Origin of the sequence: Mesorhizobium sp. B2-4-3 (assembly GCF_006442815.1) — a bacterium.
Classification (GTDB): Bacteria; Pseudomonadota; Alphaproteobacteria; order Rhizobiales; family Rhizobiaceae; genus Mesorhizobium.
Genome location: NZ_VFVL01000008.1, coordinates 20478 through 41604 on the forward strand (window position 1 = coordinate 20478; position 21127 = coordinate 41604).

The 21127-nt window shown below is 64.2% G+C and carries 21 protein-coding genes; 5 read left to right on the forward strand and 16 right to left on the reverse strand.

All coding sequences use genetic code 11. From position 1 onward, the window contains the following. Positions 1-52: 52 nt before the first annotated feature. The 9 genes from FJ956_RS10500 to FJ956_RS10540 all read right to left on the reverse strand — a co-directional run bounded on the left by FJ956_RS10500 (position 53) and on the right by FJ956_RS10540 (position 10089). Positions 53-340 carry a DUF1330 domain-containing protein gene (locus FJ956_RS10500; protein ID WP_140682050.1) on the reverse strand — a complete coding sequence of 96 codons (288 nt, stop codon included), beginning with the start codon at positions 338-340 and terminating at the stop codon, positions 53-55. Between the two features lie 40 nt (positions 341-380). Beyond that, entirely contained in the window at positions 381-1064 is a 684-nt protein-coding gene (pyrF, locus tag FJ956_RS10505; RefSeq protein ID WP_140682083.1) for an orotidine-5'-phosphate decarboxylase, read from the reverse strand. A gap of 23 nt (positions 1065-1087) precedes the next feature. Then, entirely contained in the window at positions 1088-1684 is a 597-nt protein-coding gene (locus FJ956_RS10510; RefSeq protein ID WP_140682048.1) for an NADPH-dependent FMN reductase, read from the reverse strand. A 65-nt stretch (positions 1685-1749) separates the two neighbouring features. Next, a complete protein-coding gene (pmtA, locus tag FJ956_RS10515; RefSeq protein WP_140654565.1) occupies positions 1750-2352 on the reverse strand; it encodes a phospholipid N-methyltransferase PmtA in 603 nt (200 codons plus the stop codon). Positions 2353-2518: 166 nt separating this feature from the next. Further along, on the reverse strand, positions 2519-3649 hold the full coding sequence (dnaJ, locus tag FJ956_RS10520; protein ID WP_140682046.1) for a molecular chaperone DnaJ: 1131 nt from the start codon (positions 3647-3649) through the stop codon (positions 2519-2521). Positions 3650-3850: 201 nt separating this feature from the next. Beyond that, positions 3851-5767, reverse strand: coding sequence for a molecular chaperone DnaK (dnaK, locus tag FJ956_RS10525; RefSeq protein ID WP_140682044.1), 1917 nt, complete (start codon positions 5765-5767; stop codon positions 3851-3853). A gap of 462 nt (positions 5768-6229) precedes the next feature. Continuing rightward, complete coding sequence (locus FJ956_RS10530) at positions 6230-7198, reverse strand: substrate-binding domain-containing protein (protein WP_140654562.1); 969 nt, start codon at positions 7196-7198, stop codon at positions 6230-6232. Between the two features lie 18 nt (positions 7199-7216). Next, complete coding sequence (locus FJ956_RS10535) at positions 7217-8512, reverse strand: ABC transporter permease (RefSeq protein ID WP_140682042.1); 1296 nt, start codon at positions 8510-8512, stop codon at positions 7217-7219. Further along, positions 8509-10089, reverse strand: coding sequence for a sugar ABC transporter ATP-binding protein (locus tag FJ956_RS10540; protein ID WP_140682040.1), 1581 nt, complete (start codon positions 10087-10089; stop codon positions 8509-8511). The genes FJ956_RS10535 and FJ956_RS10540 overlap by 4 nt, the downstream gene beginning before the upstream one ends. A 219-nt stretch (positions 10090-10308) precedes the next feature. Between FJ956_RS10540 and FJ956_RS10545 the strand changes: the two genes are divergently transcribed. Beyond that, positions 10309-11328: a LacI family DNA-binding transcriptional regulator gene (locus FJ956_RS10545; RefSeq protein ID WP_140682038.1), complete on the forward strand. Its 1020-nt coding sequence runs from the start codon at positions 10309-10311 to the stop codon at positions 11326-11328. Here FJ956_RS10545 and FJ956_RS10550 read toward each other — a convergent pair. The 4 genes from FJ956_RS10550 to FJ956_RS10565 all read right to left on the reverse strand — a co-directional run bounded on the left by FJ956_RS10550 (position 11318) and on the right by FJ956_RS10565 (position 15273). Next, positions 11318-12118, reverse strand: coding sequence for an inositol monophosphatase family protein (locus FJ956_RS10550; protein WP_140682036.1), 801 nt, complete (start codon positions 12116-12118; stop codon positions 11318-11320). The two genes, FJ956_RS10545 and FJ956_RS10550, sit on opposite strands and share 11 nt — an antisense overlap. 72 nt (positions 12119-12190) lie before the next feature. Then, a complete protein-coding gene (locus FJ956_RS10555) occupies positions 12191-13189 on the reverse strand; it encodes an LLM class flavin-dependent oxidoreductase (protein ID WP_140682034.1) in 999 nt (332 codons plus the stop codon). Positions 13190-13192: 3 nt separating this feature from the next. Next, the gene (locus tag FJ956_RS10560; protein ID WP_140682032.1) at positions 13193-14014 is read right to left on the reverse strand and encodes an arylamine N-acetyltransferase; all 822 of its coding nucleotides are present in this window, start codon (positions 14012-14014) and stop codon (positions 13193-13195) included. Positions 14015-14103: 89 nt separating this feature from the next. After that, positions 14104-15273: an AI-2E family transporter gene (locus FJ956_RS10565; RefSeq protein WP_140682030.1), complete on the reverse strand. Its 1170-nt coding sequence runs from the start codon at positions 15271-15273 to the stop codon at positions 14104-14106. Between the two features lie 254 nt (positions 15274-15527). On the opposite strand from FJ956_RS10565, the gene FJ956_RS10570 reads away from it, so the two are divergent. Continuing rightward, positions 15528-16091, forward strand: a complete 564-nt coding sequence (locus FJ956_RS10570; protein WP_140682028.1) for a carboxymuconolactone decarboxylase family protein — start codon at positions 15528-15530, stop codon at positions 16089-16091. Between the two features lie 134 nt (positions 16092-16225). Then, entirely contained in the window at positions 16226-17065 is an 840-nt protein-coding gene (locus tag FJ956_RS10575) for a helix-turn-helix transcriptional regulator (protein WP_181170333.1), read from the forward strand. 518 nt (positions 17066-17583) lie between these two features. On the opposite strand, the gene FJ956_RS10580 is transcribed toward FJ956_RS10575, so the two are convergent. After that, positions 17584-18645: an LLM class flavin-dependent oxidoreductase gene (locus tag FJ956_RS10580; RefSeq protein WP_140682026.1), complete on the reverse strand. Its 1062-nt coding sequence runs from the start codon at positions 18643-18645 to the stop codon at positions 17584-17586. A gap of 231 nt (positions 18646-18876) precedes the next feature. Here FJ956_RS10580 and FJ956_RS10585 point away from each other — a divergent pair, with 231 nt between their 5' ends. Beyond that, positions 18877-19305, forward strand: coding sequence for a DUF6481 family protein (locus tag FJ956_RS10585; RefSeq protein ID WP_140682024.1), 429 nt, complete (start codon positions 18877-18879; stop codon positions 19303-19305). Positions 19306-19424: 119 nt separating this feature from the next. Here FJ956_RS10585 and sugE read toward each other — a convergent pair whose 3' ends face one another. Together sugE and FJ956_RS30990 are read right to left on the reverse strand one after the other, a co-directional pair. Then, entirely contained in the window at positions 19425-19739 is a 315-nt protein-coding gene (gene sugE, locus FJ956_RS10590; RefSeq protein ID WP_140682023.1) for a quaternary ammonium compound efflux SMR transporter SugE, read from the reverse strand. A gap of 187 nt (positions 19740-19926) precedes the next feature. Beyond that, positions 19927-20052 carry a hypothetical protein gene (locus tag FJ956_RS30990; RefSeq protein WP_095769470.1) on the reverse strand — a complete coding sequence of 42 codons (126 nt, stop codon included), beginning with the start codon at positions 20050-20052 and terminating at the stop codon, positions 19927-19929. Positions 20053-20262: 210 nt separating this feature from the next. Here FJ956_RS30990 and FJ956_RS10600 point away from each other — a divergent pair, with 210 nt between their 5' ends. Next, the gene (locus FJ956_RS10600) at positions 20263-21072 is read left to right on the forward strand and encodes a transglutaminase family protein (protein WP_140682021.1); all 810 of its coding nucleotides are present in this window, start codon (positions 20263-20265) and stop codon (positions 21070-21072) included. Positions 21073-21127 lie beyond the last annotated feature (55 nt).

A 21127-nucleotide genomic window follows, 5' to 3' on the forward strand; every position in this document is an offset into this window, starting at 1 on the left:
CGCTCCTTGCTCCGCCCGTGGATGACGACAAGATAGGCCTGCTTCGCCGAATCTAGACGCCCTCGACCAGCACGATCTCGCCGTCGGCCACTTTCTGGCGGATGGCGACGGCGCGCTGGTATTCCGGCGAGTGGTAGCAGTCATGCGCCGCCGCAAGCGATTCGAACTCGATGATGACGTTGCGGGCGCGGCCGGGTCCTTCGGCCTTTTCGTGCTCGCCGCCGCGCGCCAGGAACTTCGCGCCGAAGCGATCGAAGGCGAGCTTCGCGGCGGCGACATAGTCCTTATAACCCTCGGCGTCGCGCACATCGACACGGGCGATCCAATATCCCTTCGGCATTCTTTTTCTCCTGTCTGTTTTCGCGAACGAGGGTCGGACCTCAGGCGGATTGCATTTCGGCGAGTATCGCTTCGGCAGCGGCGCGGCGGTCCGGCGCCGCGACGATCGGCCGGCCGACAACGAGGTGGCTGGAGCCGTTGCGGATCGCCTGCGCCGGCGTCACCACGCGTTTCTGGTCGCCGTGGTCGCTGCCGGCCGGCCGGATGCCCGGCGTCACCACCGCCATGTCGGGTCCGACGATCCGGCGCACCGCCTCGGCCTCCTCGGCCGAGCAGACGATGCCGCCCATGCCGGTGTGCAGCGCCTGTTCGGAGCGTCTGAGCACCAGCGTGTGCGGGTCGTATTCATAGCCGGCGTCGATCATGTCCTGCTCGTCCATCGAGGTGAGCACGCTGACCGCCAGCAGGCAAAGCTCGCTGCCCCTGGCCGCGTCCACGGCGGCCAGCATGGCCTTCGGATAGGAGTGGATGGTGAGCATCGTCACGCCCATCCTGACGATGTTCTCGACCCCCTTGGCCACTGTGTTGTCGATGTCGAGCAGTTTCATGTCGAGGAACACCTTGGTGCCGCCGCTGGCCAGTTCCCGCGCAAAGTCCAGCCCGCCGGCGAAGGCGAGCTGGTAGCCGATCTTGTAGAAGGAAACGGCGCCTTCGAGCTCGCGCACCGCCTTCTCGGCCTCCTTCAGCGTCGGCAGGTCCAACCCGACGATCAGCCGCTCCCGCATTGCATAGGCCTCCGCGAAATTGATCACGCCTCGATCCGGGTGGACAGCATGCGCGAGGTTTCGATCAGTGTGCGGCATAGGCGCTCCATCGATTGGTGTAGTCTGGCGTCCCTGAACTGTCCGTCCTCGGCGAACGCGGTGTCGGCCTCGGAGACCGAGCATTCCGGCGTGATCACCTCCATCTGGCAACGCACCAGCACCGCGCGCAGATGGTTGATGCAGCGTATGCCGGCGAACTTACCCCCGGAGGACGAGCAGAGCCCGACCGGCTTGCCGGCAAGCGGCCTGAACGTACGGCTGCCCTCGCGCCGTATCCGGCTCACCCAGTCGATCGAGTTCTTGAGCAATGGCGGGATCGAGCCGTTATATTCGGGCGTCGCGATCAGCAACCCGTCATGCGCGGCGATCTGCCGGCCAAGCTTGACCGCATTCTCGGGGATGCCTTTTTCCTTTTCCAGGTCTTCGTCCATGATCGGCAGCGGATAATCGCCGAGCGAGATGCGGGTCACCTCGGCGCCCTGCATGGCGAGTTCCTTCTGCGCCGCATCGGCGGTCCGGCCGCTAAAGGCGCCGGTCCGGACCGAGCCGGCGAAGACGAGGATTCTTGGGATCACGGGCATTGCTTCGCAAAAGGCAGTAGGGAATAGGCATTAGGCGAGTGGTTTCCTGACTATTCCCTACTGCCTTATCCCTCCCTTCGGTAGATCCAAAGCTGCGTCGGCGGGATGTTGCGGATGATGAAATCGAAATGCTTGACCGTGTAGTTGCCGCGGCCGGGCGGGATCGGTGACAGCGGGCCGTAGGTCAGCTGCACGATCGGCCGGCCTGCGGGAATGCGGTCGAGCAGGCTTTCGATATAGGCGATGCGCTGGGCGACCGGGAAATTGAGCAACGGCACGCCGGAAACGACCGAATCGAACACCATGTCGCGCTTGTCGCCAAGCGTGGCATTGAGATTGAAGGCGTCGCCCTCGATCACGTTGACGCCCGGATAGAGTCCGCGCAGATGGCGCACGAAGTCGGTCGAATATTCGACCGCGTAGAGGTTCTCGGGCTTCACGCCCTGGGCCAGGATGGCGCGGGTGATGACCCCGGTGCCGGGCCCGACCTCGAGCACCGGCAGGCCCGATCTCGGATTGACGATCGACGCCATCTTGCGGGCGGTGATGGAACTGGTGGGGACGATCGAGCCGACGGTTTTCGGCTTGTCGATCCAGCCTTTGAAGAACTTCAGCTCGTCGTCGAATTTTTCCGCCAGCGCTTTGCGCAACCCGGGACTACGTGCCATCACGAGCTCTCCTCAATGCTCCGCCCCCGATCCGCTACTTAGCAGGTGGGTGGAACAAGGCAAGGCGTCAAGCTGGCATAAGGTGTTGACGACGCTTGGGAAGCCGAACGCAAGTCGCGCAAAAGTGCGAAGCGGTTTTGCGACAACGACTTGCGTCAACAAGACCTCAGCCTTCGCCGAACGACTCGAAGAAGTCCTTCATGCGGGCGAAAAAGCCGCTCGACTGGGGCGAATTGTCCTTCGAGGAGAGTTGCTCGAACTCTTCCAGCAATTCGCGCTGGCGGCGCGTCAGGTTCTGCGGCGTCTCGACCGCCGTCTGGATATAGAGGTCGCCGATATTGGGCTGGCGCAGCACCGGCATGCCCTTGCCCTTCAAGCGGAACTGGCGGCCGTTCTGCGTGCCTTCCGTCACCTTGACCTTGGTCTGCGTTCCGTCGAGCGTGGTGACCTCGAAGGAGCCGCCAAGGGCTGCCGTCGTCATCGAGATCGGCACCTTGCAATAAAGGTCGGCGCCGTCGCGCTGGAAGAATTCGTGCGGCTTGACCGCCAGGAAGATGTAGAGGTCGCCGGACGGTCCGCCGCGCAGGCCGGCTTCGCCCTCATTGGCCAGCCGGATGCGGGTGCCGTCCTCGATGCCGGCCGGGATGTTGACCGACAGCGAGCGCTCCTCGGTGACGCGGCCCTGGCCGGCGCATTTCGGACACGGGTCCTTGATGGTCTGGCCGCGGCCCTGGCATTGCGGGCAGGTGCGTTCGATCGAGAAGAAGCCTTGCGTGGCGCGCACCTTGCCGTGGCCGTGGCACATCGCGCAGGTCACCGGCTGCGTGCCGGGCTTGGCGCCGCTGCCGGAGCATTCCGAGCACGAGATCGAAGCCGGCACGCGGATCTGCGCCGTCTTGCCGGCAAAGGCTTCTTCCAGCGTGATTTCCATGTTGTAGCGCAGGTCGGCGCCGCGCTCGCGACCGCCGGAGGAACGACGCTGGCGGCCGCCCATCATGTCGCCGAAAATATCCTCGAAGATATCGGCGAAGCCGCCGGCGCCGAAACCGTGTGCCGCGCCATTCATGCCGCCGTGCTCGAAGGCGGCGTGGCCGAAACGGTCATAGGCGGCGCGCTTCTGCGGGTCCTTCAGCGTCTCGTAGGCTTCGTTGATTTCCTTGAACTTGTGCTCGCAGGCACCGTCGCCGGGATTGCGGTCGGGATGGAACTGCATGGCGAGCTTGCGGAAAGCGCTCTTGAGTTCCTTGTCGTCGGCGCCTTTTTGCACGCCCAGCGTTTCGTAGAAATCAGCTTTCATTTTTTCCCGCTGTCCGGATGCTCAATGTCTTCAAGCATTGTTGGCGACGTTTGCCGGCACGTTCTTGGATTTAGGAGCGATGTTTCCCGGATGCTAGTACCAAGCCGGGTCGCTCCGGGTTTTTCTGTCACTTTTTCGACTGGGGTTGCAAAAAAGCCCGGCCTTCCGCCGGGCTTTTCGCATGATCCGCCGTCAGCCGGCTCAGGCCGACTTCTTCTTGTCGTCGTCTTCGTCGATTTCCTCGAAGTCGGCATCGACCACGTCCGAATCCTTGGCGGCGTCCGCCTTGGCGTCGGCTTCGGCCGCTTCCTTCTGCGAGGCCTCGTACATGGCCTGGCCGAGCTTCATCGACACTTCGGCGAGCGACTGCGACTTGGCCTCGATATCGGCCGGGTCGTCGCCTTCGGCCGCGGCCTTCAGCGCGGCGATGGCGTCGGCGATCGCGGTGCGGTCACCCTCCGAGACCTTGTCGCCATAGTCCTTGAGCGACTTCTCGGACGAATGCACCAGCGCTTCGGCCTGGTTGCGGGCCTCGACGAGGGCGCGGCGCTTCTTGTCCGCGTCCGCATTGGCCTCGGCGTCCTTCACCATCTTCTCGATGTCGGCGTCGGACAGGCCGCCCGAAGCCTGGATGCGGATCTGGTGCTCCTTGCCGGTGCCCTTGTCCTTGGCCGAGACGTTGACGATGCCGTTGGCGTCGATGTCGAAAGTGACCTCGATCTGCGGCACGCCGCGCGGGGCCGGCGGAATGCCGACCAGGTCGAACTGACCGAGCATCTTGTTGTCGGCCGCCATCTCGCGCTCGCCCTGGAAGACGCGGATCGTCACCGCCGACTGCGAATCCTCGGCGGTCGAGAAGGTCTGGCTCTTCTTGGTCGGGATCGTCGTGTTGCGCTCGATCAGCCTGGTGAACACGCCACCCAGCGTCTCGATGCCCAGCGACAGCGGCGTCACGTCGAGCAGGAGCACGTCCTTGACGTCGCCCTGCAGCACGCCGGCCTGGATGGCGGCGCCGAGAGCGACGACCTCATCCGGGTTGACGCCCTTGTGCGGCTCCTTGCCGAAGAACTGCTTCACGATCTCCTGGATCTTGGGCATGCGGGTCATGCCGCCGACCAGCACCACCTCGTCGATCTCGCCTGCCTTCAGGCCGGCATCCTTGAGCGCCGCCTTGCAGGGCTCGATCGTGCGCTGCACGAGGTCCTCGACCAGGCTTTCGAACTTCGCCCGGGTGAGCTTCATCGTCAGGTGCTTCGGGCCGCTGGCGTCGGCGGTGATGAAGGGCAGGTTGATCTCGGTCTGCGTCGTCGACGACAGCTCGATCTTGGCCTTTTCCGCGGCTTCCTTGAGGCGCTGCAGGGCAAGCTTGTCGTTCTTCAGGTCGATGCCCTGTTCCTTCTTGAACTCGGCCGCCAGATACTCGACGAGCCGCATGTCGAAGTCCTCGCCGCCGAGGAAGGTGTCGCCATTGGTCGACTTCACCTCGAACACGCCATCGCCGATTTCGAGCACCGAAATATCGAAGGTGCCGCCGCCAAGGTCATAGACGGCGATGGTCTTGCCGTCCTTCTTCTCCAGGCCGTAGGCGAGCGCCGCGGCCGTCGGCTCGTTGATGATGCGCAGCACCTCGAGGCCGGCGATCCTGCCGGCGTCCTTGGTCGCCTGGCGCTGGGCGTCGTTGAAATAGGCCGGAACGGTGATGACCGCCTTCTCGACCTTCTCGCCGAGATAGGCTTCCGCCGTCTCCTTCATCTTCTGCAGGATCATGGCCGAGATCTGGCTGGGCGACTGCTTCTTGCCGCCGGCCTCGACCCACGCGTCGCCATTGTCGCCCTTGACGATCTTGTAGGGGACAAGCTTCTTGTCCTTCTCCGTCACCGGGTCGTCATAGCGGCGGCCGATCAGGCGCTTGACCGCGAAGATGGTGTTTTCCGGATTGGTGACCGCCTGGCGCTTGGCCGGCTGGCCAACGAGACGTTCGCCGTCATTCGAGATGGCGACGATGGAAGGCGTCGTGCGCGCGCCTTCAGCGTTCTCGATCACCTTGGGGTCCTTGCCATCCATGATGGCGATGCACGAATTGGTGGTGCCGAGATCGATACCGATAACTTTTGCCATTGTTCTAGTCTCTCCTCTAAGCAGGCTCTCAGGACCCTTCAAAAGGCGTTCCGACGAAAGCCCCTGTTCACAAGAAATCCCATCGCGGTCCCCGCTTTTCGGGGCCGGACGGCTGGCGCGTATATAAGAACAGGCGACACAAGGCGCAAGCATTCTGCGCAACGTGTCCGTCGTCTCGACGCGGGCCGGAAGGCGAACCGCCGCGCCTTACGGCAGGACCGGCGCGAGATTGCGCTATCGCATTGTTCCGCATCGTTTTTTTGAAACCGGCGCCGTTGACGGCGCGCGGATATGCCTTCCGGGCTGGGCAAGGCTTGCCCTGGCGGGCGTGACTTTCGGTCGCGAAAGAGCCGGAAATCCGCGTCGCCGCCATGGTCTTCGGCACCTGGCGACGAGATTTGAAGCGCCCAGCACCCGGGCAAAAGCCCTGCCGGGCGCGTGGCCCGGCAGGGGATGGCCGGCTTAGAGCCCGTTGTCCTTGAGGATCTTGGCGGCGTTGTCCTTGGTGACCTTTTCCGTCGGCAGCGTGATGGTCTTCTCGACCTTCTCGCCGTTCAGGAACTTGATCGCCTGGCGCAGGCCCTCGGCGCCCGGCGTGACATAGGTGAAGGTCGCCGTCAGCTCGCCCTTGTTCACCATCTGCACGCCTTCGTTGGGCAGGCCGTCGATGCCGATGAACTTGATGTCCTTTTCGCGCCCGACGTCCTTGGCCGCGAGATAGGCGCCATAGGCCATCGGATCGTTGTGGCCGTAGACGAGGTCGATCTTCTCGTTGGTCTTCAGCGCGTTGGCCATGATGTTGTAGGCCTGGTCCTGCTTCCAGTCGCCCGACTGCTGGTCGAGCAGGTACTTGATGCCCGGCTCCTTGTCGGTGAACTCATGGAAGCCGTCATGGCGGTCATGCGCCGGCTGCGTTCCCATGCCGCCCCAGATCTCGACGACGTTGCCGGCGGCCTTGCCCTTGCCGCCCAGGAGCTCGACGGCGTATTCGCCCGCCGCGCGGCCGATCAGCGCGTTGTCGCCGCCGACGAACTGCGTGTAGTCCTTGGTGTCGACATTGCGGTCGAGCACGAAGACCGGGATCTTGGCGTCGATCGCCTGCTGCACCACGCCGGTCAGACCCGCCGATTCCTTCGGCGACACCAGCAGCGCGTCGACCTCCTGGCGGATCAGGTTCTCGACATCGGCGACCTGCTTTTCGGTCTTGTCTTCGCCGTCGGTGATGATCAGCTCGACGTCCGGATGCTTGGCGGCCTCGGCGATGATGTCCTTGTTGAACTGGGCGCGCCAGGGCTCGATGGTCGTCACCTGCGAGAAGCCGATCTTCCACTTCTTGTCCTGAGCAAAGGCATGGTTGCCGGACAAGATTGCGGTGGTCGTCAGAAGTGCCGCCGCGAAAGTGGCGAGCTTCAGCATATCACGTCGTTTCATGGTCCTGTTTCCTCCGGATTATAGAGACGAGGTCTCCTGTGACGGTCGCTTGGCCGCGGCCGTTTCCTTTTGCGCCGCCCGTCCGTTGGGCAGGCGCAGATAGCTGAGAAGGTCGCCGGCGTTGCGCTCCTGCACGAGCACGGTGCCGATGATGATCGCCCCCTTCAGCACCAGCTGAAGGTTGGAATTGATGTTGTGCAGCTGCAGGATGTTGGACAGCAGGCCGAAGATCAGCACGCCGCAGAAGGTGCCGATCAGGCTGCCGCGCCCGCCCATCAGGCTGGTGCCGCCGATGACCACGGCGGCGATGGCGTCGAGCTCCAGCCCCGCGCCGGCATCCGGCTTGCCTTGGCGGTATTGCGCCACGTAGAGCACCGCCGCGATGCCGGCGAGGAGGCCGGACACGGAATAGGTGACGATCTTGACGCGCCCGGCGGCGATGCCGGAAAGCCGCGCCGCCTCCTCATTGCCGCCGATGGCGTAGACATAGCGGCCGAAGGGCGTGAAGCGCAGCACCGCGCCGTAGATCACGATCGCGCCGAGGAAGAACAGGCCCGGCATCGGCACGACGCCGAACACCAGCGAGCGCAGGATCTCGAAGTCGGCGGTGGCGTTGGAGCCGGTATAGACCGGCAGCACCGCATTGTTCTGGCCGGCGGTCAGCCTGGCGATGCCGAGCGCCGTCACCATCATCGCCAGCGTGACGATGAAGGGCTGTAGCCGTCCGGCGACGATGATGAAGCCGTTGATGGTGCCGAACAGAAGGCCGACGCAAGGCGCCACCAGAAGCACGCCGAGCACGCCGAACTTGGTCTCGACCTGCGGCAGCAGGTACCACAGCGAAAGGCAGCACAGGATGACGCCGACCACGCCCGGGATGACCAGCCCGCGCGCCTTGTCCAGCCGCACCTCGCGGCCGGCTTCGGCGCCGGCGCGGGATTTCTCGATGTTGAGCAGGATGAAGCGGGTGGCGAGCGCGCCGAGGCACAAGGCGACCAGCGCGGTTGTCGGCACGCCGAGCGCCGCCGACGGCGTGACGCCCGGCACCGTCAGCAGCATGGCGCAGACGACCGAGCAGATCGCCATCAGCGAGCCGACGGAAAGATCGATGCCGCCGGTCAGGATCACCGCCGTCATGCCGGTGGCGATGAGGCCGGTGGTCGACACCTGGCGCAGCACGTCGAGCAGGTTGCCGTAGGACAAGAAGATGTTGTTGCCCTTGGAGCTGATCGGCGAGCCGAACACGCCGATCAGGAAGATGGCGATCAGCCCCCAGTAAAGCTTGGTGCGGGAGAGAAGGCTGATGAGGTTCATGCAGCGGATCTCGCAGTGCGTCTCGGCGCGGCAAGCCGCATGATCGCCTCCTCGCTGGCTTCGGCGCGGGACAGGATGCCGCGCTGCCGGCCCTCAGCCATGACCAGGATGCGGTCGGCCAGATGCAGGAGCTCGGGCAGTTCGGAGCTGATCACGGCAATCGCCAGCCCGTCGCCGGCCAGCTTGAAGATGAGGTCGTAGATTTCGCGCTTGGCGCCGACATCGATGCCGCGCGTCGGCTCGTCGAGCAGCAGCACGCGCGGCCGCGTCGCCAGCCATTTGCCGATCACCACTTTCTGCTGGTTGCCGCCGGAGAGCGTGCCGGCGGCCTGCTCGATGCTTTCGCAGCGTATGCCGAGCGCGCTGACCGCCTCTCGCGCAAGGCCTTGCTCGCCCGAGCGCGAGCGCAGGCCGAAGCGGGCCAGCGCGCCGACCAGAGGCAGGGCGACATTGTCGGTGATCGAGGCCTGGAGATGCAGGCCTTGCGTCTTGCGGTCCTCGGTCACCAGGGCGATGCCGAGCCGGCGGGCCTCGCGCGGCGAGCCGATCTCGACCGGCGCGCCGTCGAGCCGGATCTCGCCGCCGGACCTGCCGCCGCTGGAGCCGAAGATCGCTTCCAGGATCTCGGTGCGGCCGGAACCCAGCAGCCCGCCGATGCCGAGGATCTCGCCGGCGGCAAGGTCGAAGCTAACGCCGTCGATCATCGTGCGCCAGCCGTGCCGGTCGGGCTTCGACAGCGACAGGTCCCTGACCGAGAGCGCCACATTGCCGCCGGGGCCGCGCTCATGATCGGAGGAAGCGAGGAGGTCGCGCCCGACCATGGCCGAGATGATGGCGTCTTCGCCCAGACCCTCCATGTCCTCGGTCATCACATGGCGCCCGTCGCGCAGCACCGTCACCCGGCTTGCCAGATGCATCACTTCGTCGATGCGGTGCGAGATGTAGACGATCGCGACGCCGCTTGCCGCAAGCTGGCCGATGATGCGGAACAGTCTCTCGCACTCGGCCGGCGACAGCGCCGAGGTCGGCTCGTCCATGATCAGGATGCGCGCCGATTTCGACAGCGCCTTGGCGATCTCCACCAGCTGCTGCTCGCCGACCCTGAGCGTGCCGACCCGCGCTTCCGGATCGAGCTCGATGCCCAGCCGCTGCAGCAGCGCGCTGGCCGCGCGGCTGCTCGCCTTGCGGTCGACGACCAGCCCGGCAATCAGCTTTTCGCGGCCGAGGAAGATGTTGTCGGCGACGCTGAGCTCGGGAACGAGGTTGAGCTCCTGGTGGATGATCGCGATGCCGGCATCCTCGGCGTCGCGGACGCCGGTGAAACGGACCGGCTGGCCGTCGATCGCCACCGCGCCTTCGTAATCCGTATAGACGCCCGAGAGGATCTTCATCAGCGTCGACTTGCCGGCGCCGTTCTCGCCCATCAGCGCATGCACCTCGCCGGGCCTGAGGTCCAGGCTCACATCGGACAGCGCGGTGATGCCGCCGAATCGCTTGGAAATGCCGGTCGCGCTCAGGACGACGGCGGGACCGTCGGCGGTCGCGTTGCCAGTCGTGATGGAATCAGCGCGCTGCATGGCAAAGGACGGCCTCCCTCCGTCGTCTTCGATTGCCCGAACGCTAATCTAAACGTTTCGAATGTGTCAAGCGTATATCTGGTTGCTGAGGATTGATGCATTTCAATTCTTGCGAAAAATGCCGGGTTTGCGTAGGTTCAGCCAAAATAAGGGCGGCTAAACGTTTCGAAAATGACGGTGTCAGGGCGGAAAAAACAGCGGAAATCCACGGCGCCGACCATGCTGCACGTGGCTGAGGCGGCGCGTGTGTCCGTGGCCACCGTGTCGGCAGTGCTCAACGGCACCGCCACCGTCAGCCCCGAGCTTACCCAGCGCATCGAGCAGGCGATCCGCGACATCGGCTACAAGCGCAACGCCATTGCCCGCAGCCTCAAGATGGGCACCACGCGGACCATCGGCCTGACCGTGCCGCATATCACCAACCCGTTCTTCACCGATGTCGTTTCGGTCATCCAGCAGGCGTTCGACCGCGCCGGCTATGCCGTCATGCTGTGCTGCACGGACGAGGACCTGAACACGCAGGACGAGCAGATCCGGCTGCTGCTCGACCGCATGGTCGACGGGCTGATCGTGGCGCGCGTCGGCGACGGCGGCATCCTCAAGGGCATCGTCGAGGACGCCAACGTGCCGGTGGTGCTACTCGACCGCCTCTGCGAAGGCGTCGACACCGATGCGGTGGTGCTGGACAACCAGCGCGCCGTGTTCGACGCCGTCACCTATCTGATCCATCTCGGCCATCGCCGCATCGGCTACATCACCGGCGCATCCGACATATCGCCCATGCATGACCGCATGATCGGCTACCGCGAGGCGCTGCAGGCCGCCGGCCTGCCCGTAGCGGAGGAACTCGTTCGCTCCGGCAATTTCCACGAGATCGACGGCTACAACGCGACCATGCAATTGCTGTCGCTGCACGACCGGCCGAGCGCGATCTTCTCGGCCAACAACCCGATGGTGATCGGCACCATGAAGGCGATCCGCGACATCGGCCTATCCTGCCCCGAGGACATCTCGGTCGCCTGTTTCGATGATTTTCCCTGGTCGGACGTGTTCGTGCCGCAGCTGACCACCGTGGCGCAGCCGGTGCAGGCGATCGGCGAGCAGGCGGCGAACCTTCTGCTCGAGCGGCTGGCCGGCAATCGCGACGCGCCGCCGCGCAAGCTCATCCTAAAGGGCCGGCTGATGATCCGCAATTCCTGCCGGCCGCTGGGCGCGCTCGCGCAGACCATCAGCGCGTAAATCCGAAGGCGGTCTCGCAAAGCAGCTGCAGCCTGGGGAAGATGTGTTTGCCGCCGGCGACCACTTGCGTGCCCTGGCCGACCACCGTCTTGGGGTCCGCTTTCAGCACCGTGCCGCCGGCCTCCTCGACCAGCAGCATGCCGGCCAGGCAGTCCCAGGCATTCATGTGCTTCTCGACATAGCCGAGCAGCCGGCCCGAGGCCGCATAGGCAAGCATCAGCGCGCCCGAGGCGTTGCGGTAGAAGACACCGCCCTCCCCCAATATCAGGGTGATGAGCACGACGACATTCTTGGTCGAAGCGCGGTTGGAGAGCCCGGTGCCGACCGAACCTTCCGAAAGCGAGGTGACATTGCTGGCCTTGATCGGCTTGCCGTTGAGGAAGGCGCCGCCGCCAAGGCGGGCGTAGAACGTCTCGTCGGTCGAAGGCTCATGGGTGACGCCCACGATCGTCTCGCCGTTTCTGGCGCAGGCGATCACCACGCACCAGGCGGGAATGCCGCGCACGAAATTGGCGGTGCCGTCGATCGGGTCGATCACCCAGACATGACCGGTTGTTCCGGTCACCGCAGCGTGCTCCTCGCCGACGATGCCGTCTTGCGGATAGGCCTCGGCAATGGCCGCACGGATGAACAGCTCGACCTCGCGGTCGGCTTCCGAAACCAGATCCTGGTGGCCTTTGCTCTCGATGGTCAGATTGTCGAGGTCGCGAAAATATTTCAGCCCCAGCTCGCCGGCGCGCCGCGCCAGGTCGATGGCAAAATGCATGCGGTCGTCGAGGTCGTGGGTCACGGGAAACTCCTGGCTGAGAACCGACGCCGCGCCCTTAGCAGACGAGTATGTCAGGCAAAAGCCTTGGCGCGATCAGGCCGCCTTCGACATCGATTTATGCACGTCGGCGAGGATCTCGTAGGAGCGGACGCGCGCCGCGTGATCGAAGATCTGCGCCGTCACCATCAATTCGTCGGCGCCCGTGCGGTGTATGAAGGCATCGATGCCTTGGCGCACCGTTTCCGGCGAGCCGACGACGGCGCAGGACAGCGCCTGGGCAAGCATGGTTTTCGCCATCGGATCGAGATCGCGGTCGTAATTCTCGACCGGAGGCGGCAATTGTCCGGGCCGGCCGCTGCGCAGATTGACGAAGGCCTGCTGCAGCGAGCTGAACAGAAGCTTCGCCTCGGCGTCCGTCGGAGCGGCAGAGACATTGAGGCCGAGCATGACATAGGGCTTGTCGAGCTGCGCCGAGGGCTGGAACCGCGTGCGATAAACCTCCAGCGCGTGGTCGAGCTCGGCCGGCGCGAAATGCGAGGCGAAGGCGTAAGGCAGGCCGAGCAGTGCCGCGAGCTGCGCGCCATAGAGGCTGGAGCCGAGGATCCAGACCGGAACGGCCTGGCCTTCGCCGGGCACCGCGCGGATGCGCTGGCCTTCCTCGGCCGGCTGGAAATAGCCCATCAGCTCGACCACGTCCTGCGGGAAATTGTCGGCGGACTCCAGATTGCGCCGCAGCGCCCGCGCGGTCAGCATGTCGGTGCCCGGCGCGCGGCCGAGACCGAGGTCGATGCGGCCGGGAAAAAGCGCGGCCAGCGTGCCGAACTGCTCGGCGATCACCAGTGGCGCATGGTTGGGCAGCATGATGCCGCCGGCGCCGACGCGGATCGACTTGGTGCCGCCGGCGACATGCGCGATCACGACCGACGTCGCGGCGCTCGCAATGCCCGGCATGTTGTGGTGCTCGGCCAGCCAGTAACGCTTGTAGCCCAGCCGCTCGGCATGGCGGGCAAGGTCGAGCGAATTGGCAAGCGACTGCGAGGCCGTGCTGCCTTGCGTGATCGGCGACAGGTCGAGAACCGAAAGGTCCGTCATTGGTCAGGTCTCCACGATGCGTTTTTCCCGCAGCCTTGTCTCGAAGGCGGCGCGGTCGGGGATGACGATGGCGAGCTGGTTCTCCAGCACGTCGGCGAGCTCAGTGGCCGTCGCGATCTCGCGCTGCTCCGTGCGGCCGCCGGCATGATGCGTCGACAGTCGGTTGTTGCGCAGCGCATAGCGTCGGTCGGGCAAGGCGAGCGCGGCCACCAGCGTGGTCAGGAAATGCGAGCTCGGATGCGTCGACAGGAAATGGCTGGCGACCCGGTAATCGACCTCATAGGCTTGGCTCATGTCGAAGCGGTAGAGCGTGCGCCAATCACCGCCAATGCCTGCTTGCATGCGAAGATGGTCGCCGGTTTCGACGATGCGGAAGGCCTCGTGCGGCGTCGGCTGCTCGAGGCCCGGCTCCAGCAGCAGCGGCGCCGTCAGCGTCAGGCCGCCGAAGCCGACATCGGCGATATAGGTGCGGCCGCCAAGCTCGATGCGCAGCAGCATGTGGCTGCGCGCGGTGATGGCGTCATCAGGCTGGCCCCAGAGCACCCGCGCCGCCAGTCCGCTGGCCGTGAACCCCAGCGCCGTCAGCGCATGCATGAAGATCAGATTATGCTCGAAGCAATAGCCGCCGCGGCCCTGGCCAAAAATCTTGTCCTGCAGCGAAGCGACGTCGAGGCCGACGGAAACGCCCATCAAGGCGTCGATGTTCTCGAACGGGATCGCCCGCGGCTGGATGGCGTGCAGCGCCTGCAGCGTGGCGAGCGAAACGTCGGTTGGCCCGTCATAGCCTATGCGGGCGAAATAGCCATCGAGATCGAAGTCGCTCATACAGGCAGGGTCCGGCTTGATCGGTCCGATATAGGCACTCGCCGGCGGTGCCGCAAACAATGTGCGAGGTTTGAGATTATGCCAGGGCTTCAGGGCGCGGATTTATGATTGTTCTCGCTCGCTTCCTCGTCCACAGCCATGGACTGCTGCGCCGCGAGGAAGTTGCCGACATGGCTCAAGCCCTCGAAATGGTCGCAGAAGACCTTGATGACGACCAGCAGCGGCACCGCCATCAGCGCGCCGACGAAGCCCCACAGCCAAGACCAGAAGGCGATGGCGATGAAGATCGCCACCGCGTTGATCTCGAGGCGCCGCCCGACCACCATCGGCGTCACGAACTGGCCTTCGACGATGTCGCACAACACCACGAAAGCCGGCGCCAGCAGCGCATAGGCGATGGTGTCGAAGCTGATCAGCGCGATGACGGCGACGAGCAGGACGGTCATCAGCGCGCCGACATAGGGCAGGAAATTGAGCAATGCCGCCGCCGCACCCCAGACCAGCGGATTGGGCATGCCGAGCCCCCACAGGCCCAGCCCGATCACCGTGCCGAGACCCGCATTGATGAGGGAGACCGTAAGCAGATAGTGCGAGATCTCGCGCTCGACGTCATAGACGACGCGCAACGCCCGCTTCTTCTGGGTCATGCTGGTGAAGGACTGGACGATCTTCTCGTAGAACAGCGTGCCCGAGGCGAGCAGGAACAGCGACAGCACGAAGACGATGGTGATCGAGGTGCCGGCTTCCAGGATATTGCTGGCCGCCGTGGAAAGAACGCCGGAAGGCGTCACCGCGACCCGCTGCACGCCCGGCTCCTGCGAAGTCTCGGTCAGCGCTTCCAGCTGATGCGCGAGATCCATCACCCGTTCGAGCGGCCGCTTGAACGGCGCCAGCCGCTCGGTGAGCTGCTGGCCGATCGAATAGCTGTTGTTGATGAGGTCGATGACCGGACCGCTGAGCAGATAGCCCGCGGCGACGAAAACAAAGATGGAAAGCAGCACCAGCAGCGTCGCCGAAACCACCTCCGGAACGCCGTGCTTGCGCAGGAAGCGCACGATCGGCGTCAGCGTCAGCGCCAGCAGGAAGGCGAGGATTACCGGCATGAAGAAGTCGCGCGCGAAATAGAGCGCTGCGATCGTCAGCAGAATGAAAATCCCGATCACCAGCGACCGCGTCAGGCGCATGTCCGCCCGCGCATCGGCACGCGGATCAGGGCTTTCGGCAACGCTCGCGCCCGAAGCGATCGGTTCGGCCTTCATCGGTTCCCCTTGCAAGCCCGCCACCCAAACAATGAATGCATGGCAGGCTTGTGCCCGAAACGCGGGAGTTCCGGGCAAGGTTCCATGAGCCGGCTTATCGCTCATGCGGTCGCGCTATTACATGACGTGTAATTGAGCCGCTGCGCCGGCCGGGCCTAATACGGGGCAGGCTTTCACGACGACAGAGCGAGAAGGCCGGCGCGGCCGGAACCTCGTCCGCGCGATCCCATCCGATTTTGCAAGAGGACGTTACAATGCAAAGATTCAACCTTCAGACGATCGAGTCGGCGCCCGAAAGATCCAGGCCTGCGCTGAAGGCATTGGAAGAGAAGTTCGGCTTTCTTCCGAACGTCATGGCGACGATGGCCAACAATCCGGTGCTTCTCAACGGGTTCGTCGCCGCCTTCGGCAGCTTTCAAGGCGGCAGCTTCGACGAGATCGAGAAGCAGGTGCTGCTGCTGACCAACGCGGTGACGATCAAATGCCCCTGGACCGTTGCCGCGCATTCGACATTCGCCATCGAGGATGGGATCGCCGAAAGCGAGGTCAATGCGATCCGCGAAGGCAGGTTGCCGGCCAACCCGAAATACGCGGCGCTCTCGGCGCTGACGAAGGCGTTGATCGAGAAGAAGGGAAACGTCACCGATGCCGACATCGATGCGTTCACCGCGGCGGGTTACTCGAAGGCCCAGATTCTGGAAGTGGTGACCGGCATCGGCGTTTCGACGATGGCGGCAACCACGACCAACATGGCCGGCACGCCGATCGAGGAGCGCTTTAGGGCGCAGGCATGGTCTCCGGTCGCGGCGGCGGCCTGACAGGCGTAAAGACAAACCTGGAGCGCGACGCACTTCAGGATGATTGGCGGCGCACGGATCGGCGCGATCCCTGCGCCGTCAAAACTTAGACCGGGTTGAAGCGTATCGCAGCGACCGCGCGAGGATCGTTGACCATGAGACCGTCGAACCTCAGGACAAGCATGACGCCCGATCTGGGTGTGCTCTTGCGCCACTGGCGCGATTTGCGCGGCACAAGCCAGCTCGATCTGTCGCTTGATACCGGCATCTCCCAACGACAGATCAGCTTCATCGAAAGCGGACGCAGCGTGCCCAACCGCGAGACCTTGATGGCCATCGCGCGGGCGCTCGACGTGCCTTTGCGCGAGCGCAACACATTGCTGCTCGCCGCGGGCTACGCGCCGATGTTTTCCGAAAGCGCGTGGGATTCCGTGGAAATGAAAAGCGTGACCGATGCCCTGACGCGCATCCTGCGGCAGCACGAGCCGTTTCCAGCAGTCGTGATGGATCGCTACTGGAACGTGCTCATGACCAATGAATCCGCGCCGCGCTTCTTCGGCTGCTTCATCGACATGTCCGCCCGCCAGGGACCGCGCAACATGCTGCATCTGATGTTCGATCCGCGGGGCATGCGTCCGTTCATCGCCGATTGGCCCGATGTCGCGAGGAGCCTGTTCGAGCGCGTCTATCGTGAATCCATCGGCCGCGTTCTCGACGAGAAGACGAAGACCCTGCTGGCGGAATTGCTCGCCTATCCGGATGTGAAAAGCGAATGGAAAAATCCGATGGCAATGGGGTTCACGCCGGTCATTCCCATGGGCTTCGTCAAGAAAGGCAGGGTTCTCAATTACTTTTCGATGGTCACCACGGTCGGGACGCCGCAAACCGTCGCCGCCCAGGAGCTGCGCGTCGAGTGCATGTTCCCGGCGGACGAGGCAACCGAGGCGCTTCATGCCGAAATGATGGCCGCCTGCGCCGGGCATCCAGAGGCCTAGAGCAATTCTAGGAAAAGTGTGAGCGGTTAGGCTCGGCGACTTCGCCGTAGCCTCCCGTCCGGAATTGCGTCAAAACAGGGAAATGGAGCGGTTTCCGTGGAAACGGTGAAACACACCTAGTTCCCCGACACAGGGATTTTGAAAGATTGCCGTTTGTCCTGGTGTAAGATTTCCGTTCATTTGCGTGAAATCAGCGCAAACGCCGGAGATTGGTTGAAGCCGCCCCAACCTCGTCATTCTATGGCGGAGCAAGGAGCAAAGCGACGCGGCGCAGACCATAGAATCCATGCCGTGACTTCGAAGCGTTGCTGCCGTCCAGAATTCTGCTCCGTTGCACGCCTTGGCGAAGGTAACGGCATGGATTCTAGGGTCTTCGCGACGGAGCTCCGCCCTAGAATGACGATCGCGATTGCGCGTTTCGGCCAATCTCCAAGGCATGCACCTGCCAACGCAAACAGAGCCGACCGGTCAAGATCCCTGCGCTGGGGAACTGCAACCATGGAGGCTTTCGCAGCCGCTCAGGCGGCCGGTGCCGGCGCCGCGGGCGCGGCCTTCGCCGTTTCCTTGCGCACGATCGGCGCCACCCTGGTGCCGTAGAGCTCGATCGCCTTCATGATCTTGGCGTGCGGCATGGTGCCGATCGCCATTTGCAGCAGGAAGCGGTCGTTGCCGAAAATCCTGTACTGGGCGACGATCTTTTCCGCCACGGCTTCGGGATTGCCGACGAACAAGGCACCACCGGGACCTCGCGCGTGGTCGAAATGGGCGCGCGAGGTCGGGCCCCAGCCGCGCTCGCGGCCGATGCGGTTCATTACTTCGGCCTGCGGTCCGTAGAAATCGTCGGCCGCCTGTTCGGTCGTCTCGGCGATGAAGCCGTGCACGTTGATGCTGGTGGCAAGCTTTGCCGGGTCGGTGCCGGCGCGCCGCGCCGCCTCGCGATAGATATCGAACAGCGGCGCGAAACGCGCCGGCTCGCCGCCGATGATGGCGAGCGCCAGCGGCAGGCCGAGCACGCCCGCGCGGGCGGCGGATTGCGGCGTGCCGCCGATGGCGATCCAGACCGGCAGTTTTTCCTGCAACGGTCGCGGATAGACGCCGCGGCCGTTGATCGGCGCGCGCAGCTTGCCCTGCCACGTCACTGTCACCTGGTCGCGGATGGCGAGCAACAGGTCGAGCTTCTCGGCGAAGAGCTCGTCATAGTCCTCGAGATTGTAGCCGAACAGCGGGAAGGATTCGATGAAGGAGCCGCGCCCGGCCATGATCTCGGCGCGGCCGTCGGACAGAAGGTCGAGCGTCGCGAATTGTTGGAAGACGCGCACCGGATCGTCGGAGGAAAGCACCGTGACCGCGCTGGTCAGGCGGATGCGCTTCGTGCGCTCGGCCGCCGCGGCAAGCGCCACCACCGGCGCCGAGGCGGCATAGTCGGGGCGGTGATGCTCGCCGAGGCCGAACACGTCGAGGCCGACCTGGTCGGCCAGCTCGATTTCCTCGATGAGGTTGCGCAGCCGCTCATGCGGGTCGATCGCGCCGACACCCGGCTCCGGGCTGACATCGGCGAAAGTGTAGAGACCGAGTTCCATCTGGGCTTATCCTGAGGTGTTCATATGGGTGTTGCTTGTCGGCACTAGAGGTAGCCATCTACCGTTCTGCCCGCCAGATGTGCGATCTGTGAACAGTGCATCGCGCGCTGCCGAGGCGTATCCCTGCGGCAACAAGCCCGGATTTTTCATGGCTGCCATACCGTTTTGGCGCTTGAACTTGCCGCTTTCACGCGTATGTAAGCGTCGCGAATAGACTGCAGGGAAGTGCACTTGGCTATCTACAGGGAAAAAGACATTTTCGAGCGGCGCAATGCCGCGAACGAGGCAAAGAAGGCGCTGCTCGAGCGCTTCAAGGCAAAACCGGCGGCGGATGATCCGACAGTGCTGGCTCGCCAGGCCGAACGCAAGGCTATCCTTGAGGCCCGCGCCATCCGCGATGCGGAAAAGGCAAGGCTGAAGCAGGAGAAGCTGGCGCGCGAGGCGGCCGAGAAGGCCGAGCGGGAGGCGATTGCCGAGGCGGCGCGTCTTGCGGCGGAAGCAGCGGCGGCCGAAGAGGCCAAGCGCCGCGAGGCCGAGGACTCCGAGCGCATCGCTTTCGAGCTTGCCGATGAGGCCGCGCGTAAGGCCAAGCGTGACGCACGCTACGCCGCTCGCAAGTCACGCGTCGGCCGCACGCCTCCGGGCTTCTCCGCCCGCTAGAGCAATTTCAGGAAAATGGTTCAGGGTCGCCGAAAGCGGCCCTGAACGCGTTTGTGCTACGGATTGCGATAACGACGTGCATGAAAACAAAGGCTTGAAGCGCGTCGCCTGAATTCGCTTTATGCGACCAGCTTCAGCCCGACGATGCCGCAGACGATCAGGCCGATACAGGCAAGCCGGACAATCGTCGAGGGCTCGCCGAGCAGCCAGATGCCGAGCAGCGCCGTGCCGACGGTGCCGATGCCGGTCCACACCGCATAGGCCGTGCCGACGGGCAGCATCTTCAGCGCCAGCCCGAGCAGGCCGAGGCTGACGATCATCGAGGCAATGGTGAGAACGGTCGGCAGCGGCTTCGAGAAGCCGTCGGTATATTTGAGGCCGATCGCCCAGCCGATCTCGAACAGGCCGGCGAAGAAAAGAAGAATCCAGGACATCGAAGACACTCCGTCATTCCAGCATCGCCCGAGATGCTTGGTGGCGGGTCGTCCCGGCCGGCTTTCGGGGAAGCAAGGTCGTCCTCGCCCTTCGATACGGGGTGGCCTCGATCAACAAAACACCGGCAGCATTGTCATGCCGCCGGTTCAAAGTCAGCATTGAGCCGGATCGACCGAATTCGGCCGCTTACTTTTCCTTGATGCGCAACGCCTTGACCGGCGGCGCCTTCGGAGCCGGGGCCGCCGCGGGCTTCTTGGCGTCCTTCTTCGGCTTGCGGGCTTCCTTGCCCGCCTTCATCGCACCTTTAGCCATGATTCGCTCCTCCGATTGTGGACGAGCAAGTGAAACAAGAGAAATGCCGGACCGCAAGAGGCTAGCGCCTGTCGCCGCCGACAGCCGGAAGCTTTCAACCGGTTTCTAATTTGCTCGTAAACCGCATCGGTCCGTGCGATGGTCTTCTTCGCACTGCAGCATCGGTCCAGCCTCCGCCGGGCGATGATCAGGCAGCCGGCCAAGGAGATAATGCGAATCCACATCGGCTGCGAGATGAGCTTCGACTTTCCGCAGGAAGCGCCACTGATCGCGATGCTCAACGTCCACTACTCCCGCGCCTCCGATCTTGAGCGGCCGGATTTCCTGACCTCCACTCCGTCGGTGCCGATCCAGAGCTACCGCGACAGCTTCGGCAACTGGTGCAACCGACTGGTTGCTCCTCCGGGACGATTTACCTTCGGCACCGATGCCATCATCCGCGATCCCGGCAGCTTCGAGATGGGCGACCTATCGGCCTGGCAGCACGAGGTGCGTGACCTGCCGTCGGACACGCTCTTGTTCCTATTGCCCAGCCGCTATTGCGAAAGCGATGTGCTGGCAAACGACGTCTGGCGGTTGTTTGGCCACACCCCTCTCGGGGTTCCGCGCGTCCAGGCGGTCTGCGACTTCGTCCACAACCATATCGTCTTCGACTACGGCAATGCGCGGCCGACGCGTACCGCGGCAGAGGCCTACCGCGAGCAGAGCGGCGTCTGCCGCGATTTTGCCCATCTCGCTGTCGCCTTTTGCCGTGCGCTTAACATTCCGACCCGCTACTGCACCGGCTATATCAGCGACATCGGCCTGCCAAAACCCTGGGCCTCGATGGATTTCGCCGCTTGGATGGAAGTCTATCTCGGTGGCCGCTGGCACGCTTTCGATCCGCGCAACAATGCCCCGCGCATCGGCCGCATCCTGATTGCCTCCGGCCGCGACGCGGCCGATGTGCCGCTGACACATATCTTTGGACCGGGCACCCTCGCCGATTTCAAGGTATGGACCGACGAAGCCGTCGAATAGACGCTCTGCGCCACGAGCCAGTTCCCTGTCTGAACGCCTCGGCCGTTGGCGCGTT

Coding starts and splice junctions, on each gene's coding strand:
- FJ956_RS10570 (WP_140682028.1), top strand. CDS start 15,528: ATGCAAAGATTCAACCTTCAGACGATCGAGTCGGCGCCCGAAAGATCC.
- FJ956_RS10580 (WP_140682026.1), bottom strand. CDS start 18,645: ATGGAACTCGGTCTCTACACTTTCGCCGATGTCAGCCCGGAGCCGGGT.
- FJ956_RS10540 (WP_140682040.1), bottom strand. CDS start 10,089: ATGCAGCGCGCTGATTCCATCACGACTGGCAACGCGACCGCCGACGGT.
- FJ956_RS10555 (WP_140682034.1), bottom strand. CDS start 13,189: ATGACGGACCTTTCGGTTCTCGACCTGTCGCCGATCACGCAAGGCAGC.
- FJ956_RS10500 (WP_140682050.1), bottom strand. CDS start 340: ATGCCGAAGGGATATTGGATCGCCCGTGTCGATGTGCGCGACGCCGAG.
- FJ956_RS10600 (WP_140682021.1), top strand. CDS start 20,263: ATGCGAATCCACATCGGCTGCGAGATGAGCTTCGACTTTCCGCAGGAA.
- FJ956_RS10575 (WP_181170333.1), top strand. CDS start 16,226: ATGAGACCGTCGAACCTCAGGACAAGCATGACGCCCGATCTGGGTGTG.
- dnaK (WP_140682044.1), bottom strand. CDS start 5,767: ATGGCAAAAGTTATCGGTATCGATCTCGGCACCACCAATTCGTGCATC.
- FJ956_RS10560 (WP_140682032.1), bottom strand. CDS start 14,014: ATGAGCGACTTCGATCTCGATGGCTATTTCGCCCGCATAGGCTATGAC.
- sugE (WP_140682023.1), bottom strand. CDS start 19,739: ATGTCCTGGATTCTTCTTTTCTTCGCCGGCCTGTTCGAGATCGGCTGG.
- pmtA (WP_140654565.1), bottom strand. CDS start 2,352: ATGGCACGTAGTCCCGGGTTGCGCAAAGCGCTGGCGGAAAAATTCGAC.
- pyrF (WP_140682083.1), bottom strand. CDS start 1,064: ATGCGGGAGCGGCTGATCGTCGGGTTGGACCTGCCGACGCTGAAGGAG.
- FJ956_RS10535 (WP_140682042.1), bottom strand. CDS start 8,512: ATGAACCTCATCAGCCTTCTCTCCCGCACCAAGCTTTACTGGGGGCTG.
- dnaJ (WP_140682046.1), bottom strand. CDS start 3,649: ATGAAAGCTGATTTCTACGAAACGCTGGGCGTGCAAAAAGGCGCCGAC.
- FJ956_RS10510 (WP_140682048.1), bottom strand. CDS start 1,684: ATGCCCGTGATCCCAAGAATCCTCGTCTTCGCCGGCTCGGTCCGGACC.
- FJ956_RS10545 (WP_140682038.1), top strand. CDS start 10,309: ATGCTGCACGTGGCTGAGGCGGCGCGTGTGTCCGTGGCCACCGTGTCG.
- FJ956_RS10530 (WP_140654562.1), bottom strand. CDS start 7,198: ATGAAACGACGTGATATGCTGAAGCTCGCCACTTTCGCGGCGGCACTT.
- FJ956_RS10565 (WP_140682030.1), bottom strand. CDS start 15,273: ATGAAGGCCGAACCGATCGCTTCGGGCGCGAGCGTTGCCGAAAGCCCT.
- FJ956_RS30990 (WP_095769470.1), bottom strand. CDS start 20,052: ATGGCTAAAGGTGCGATGAAGGCGGGCAAGGAAGCCCGCAAGCCGAAG.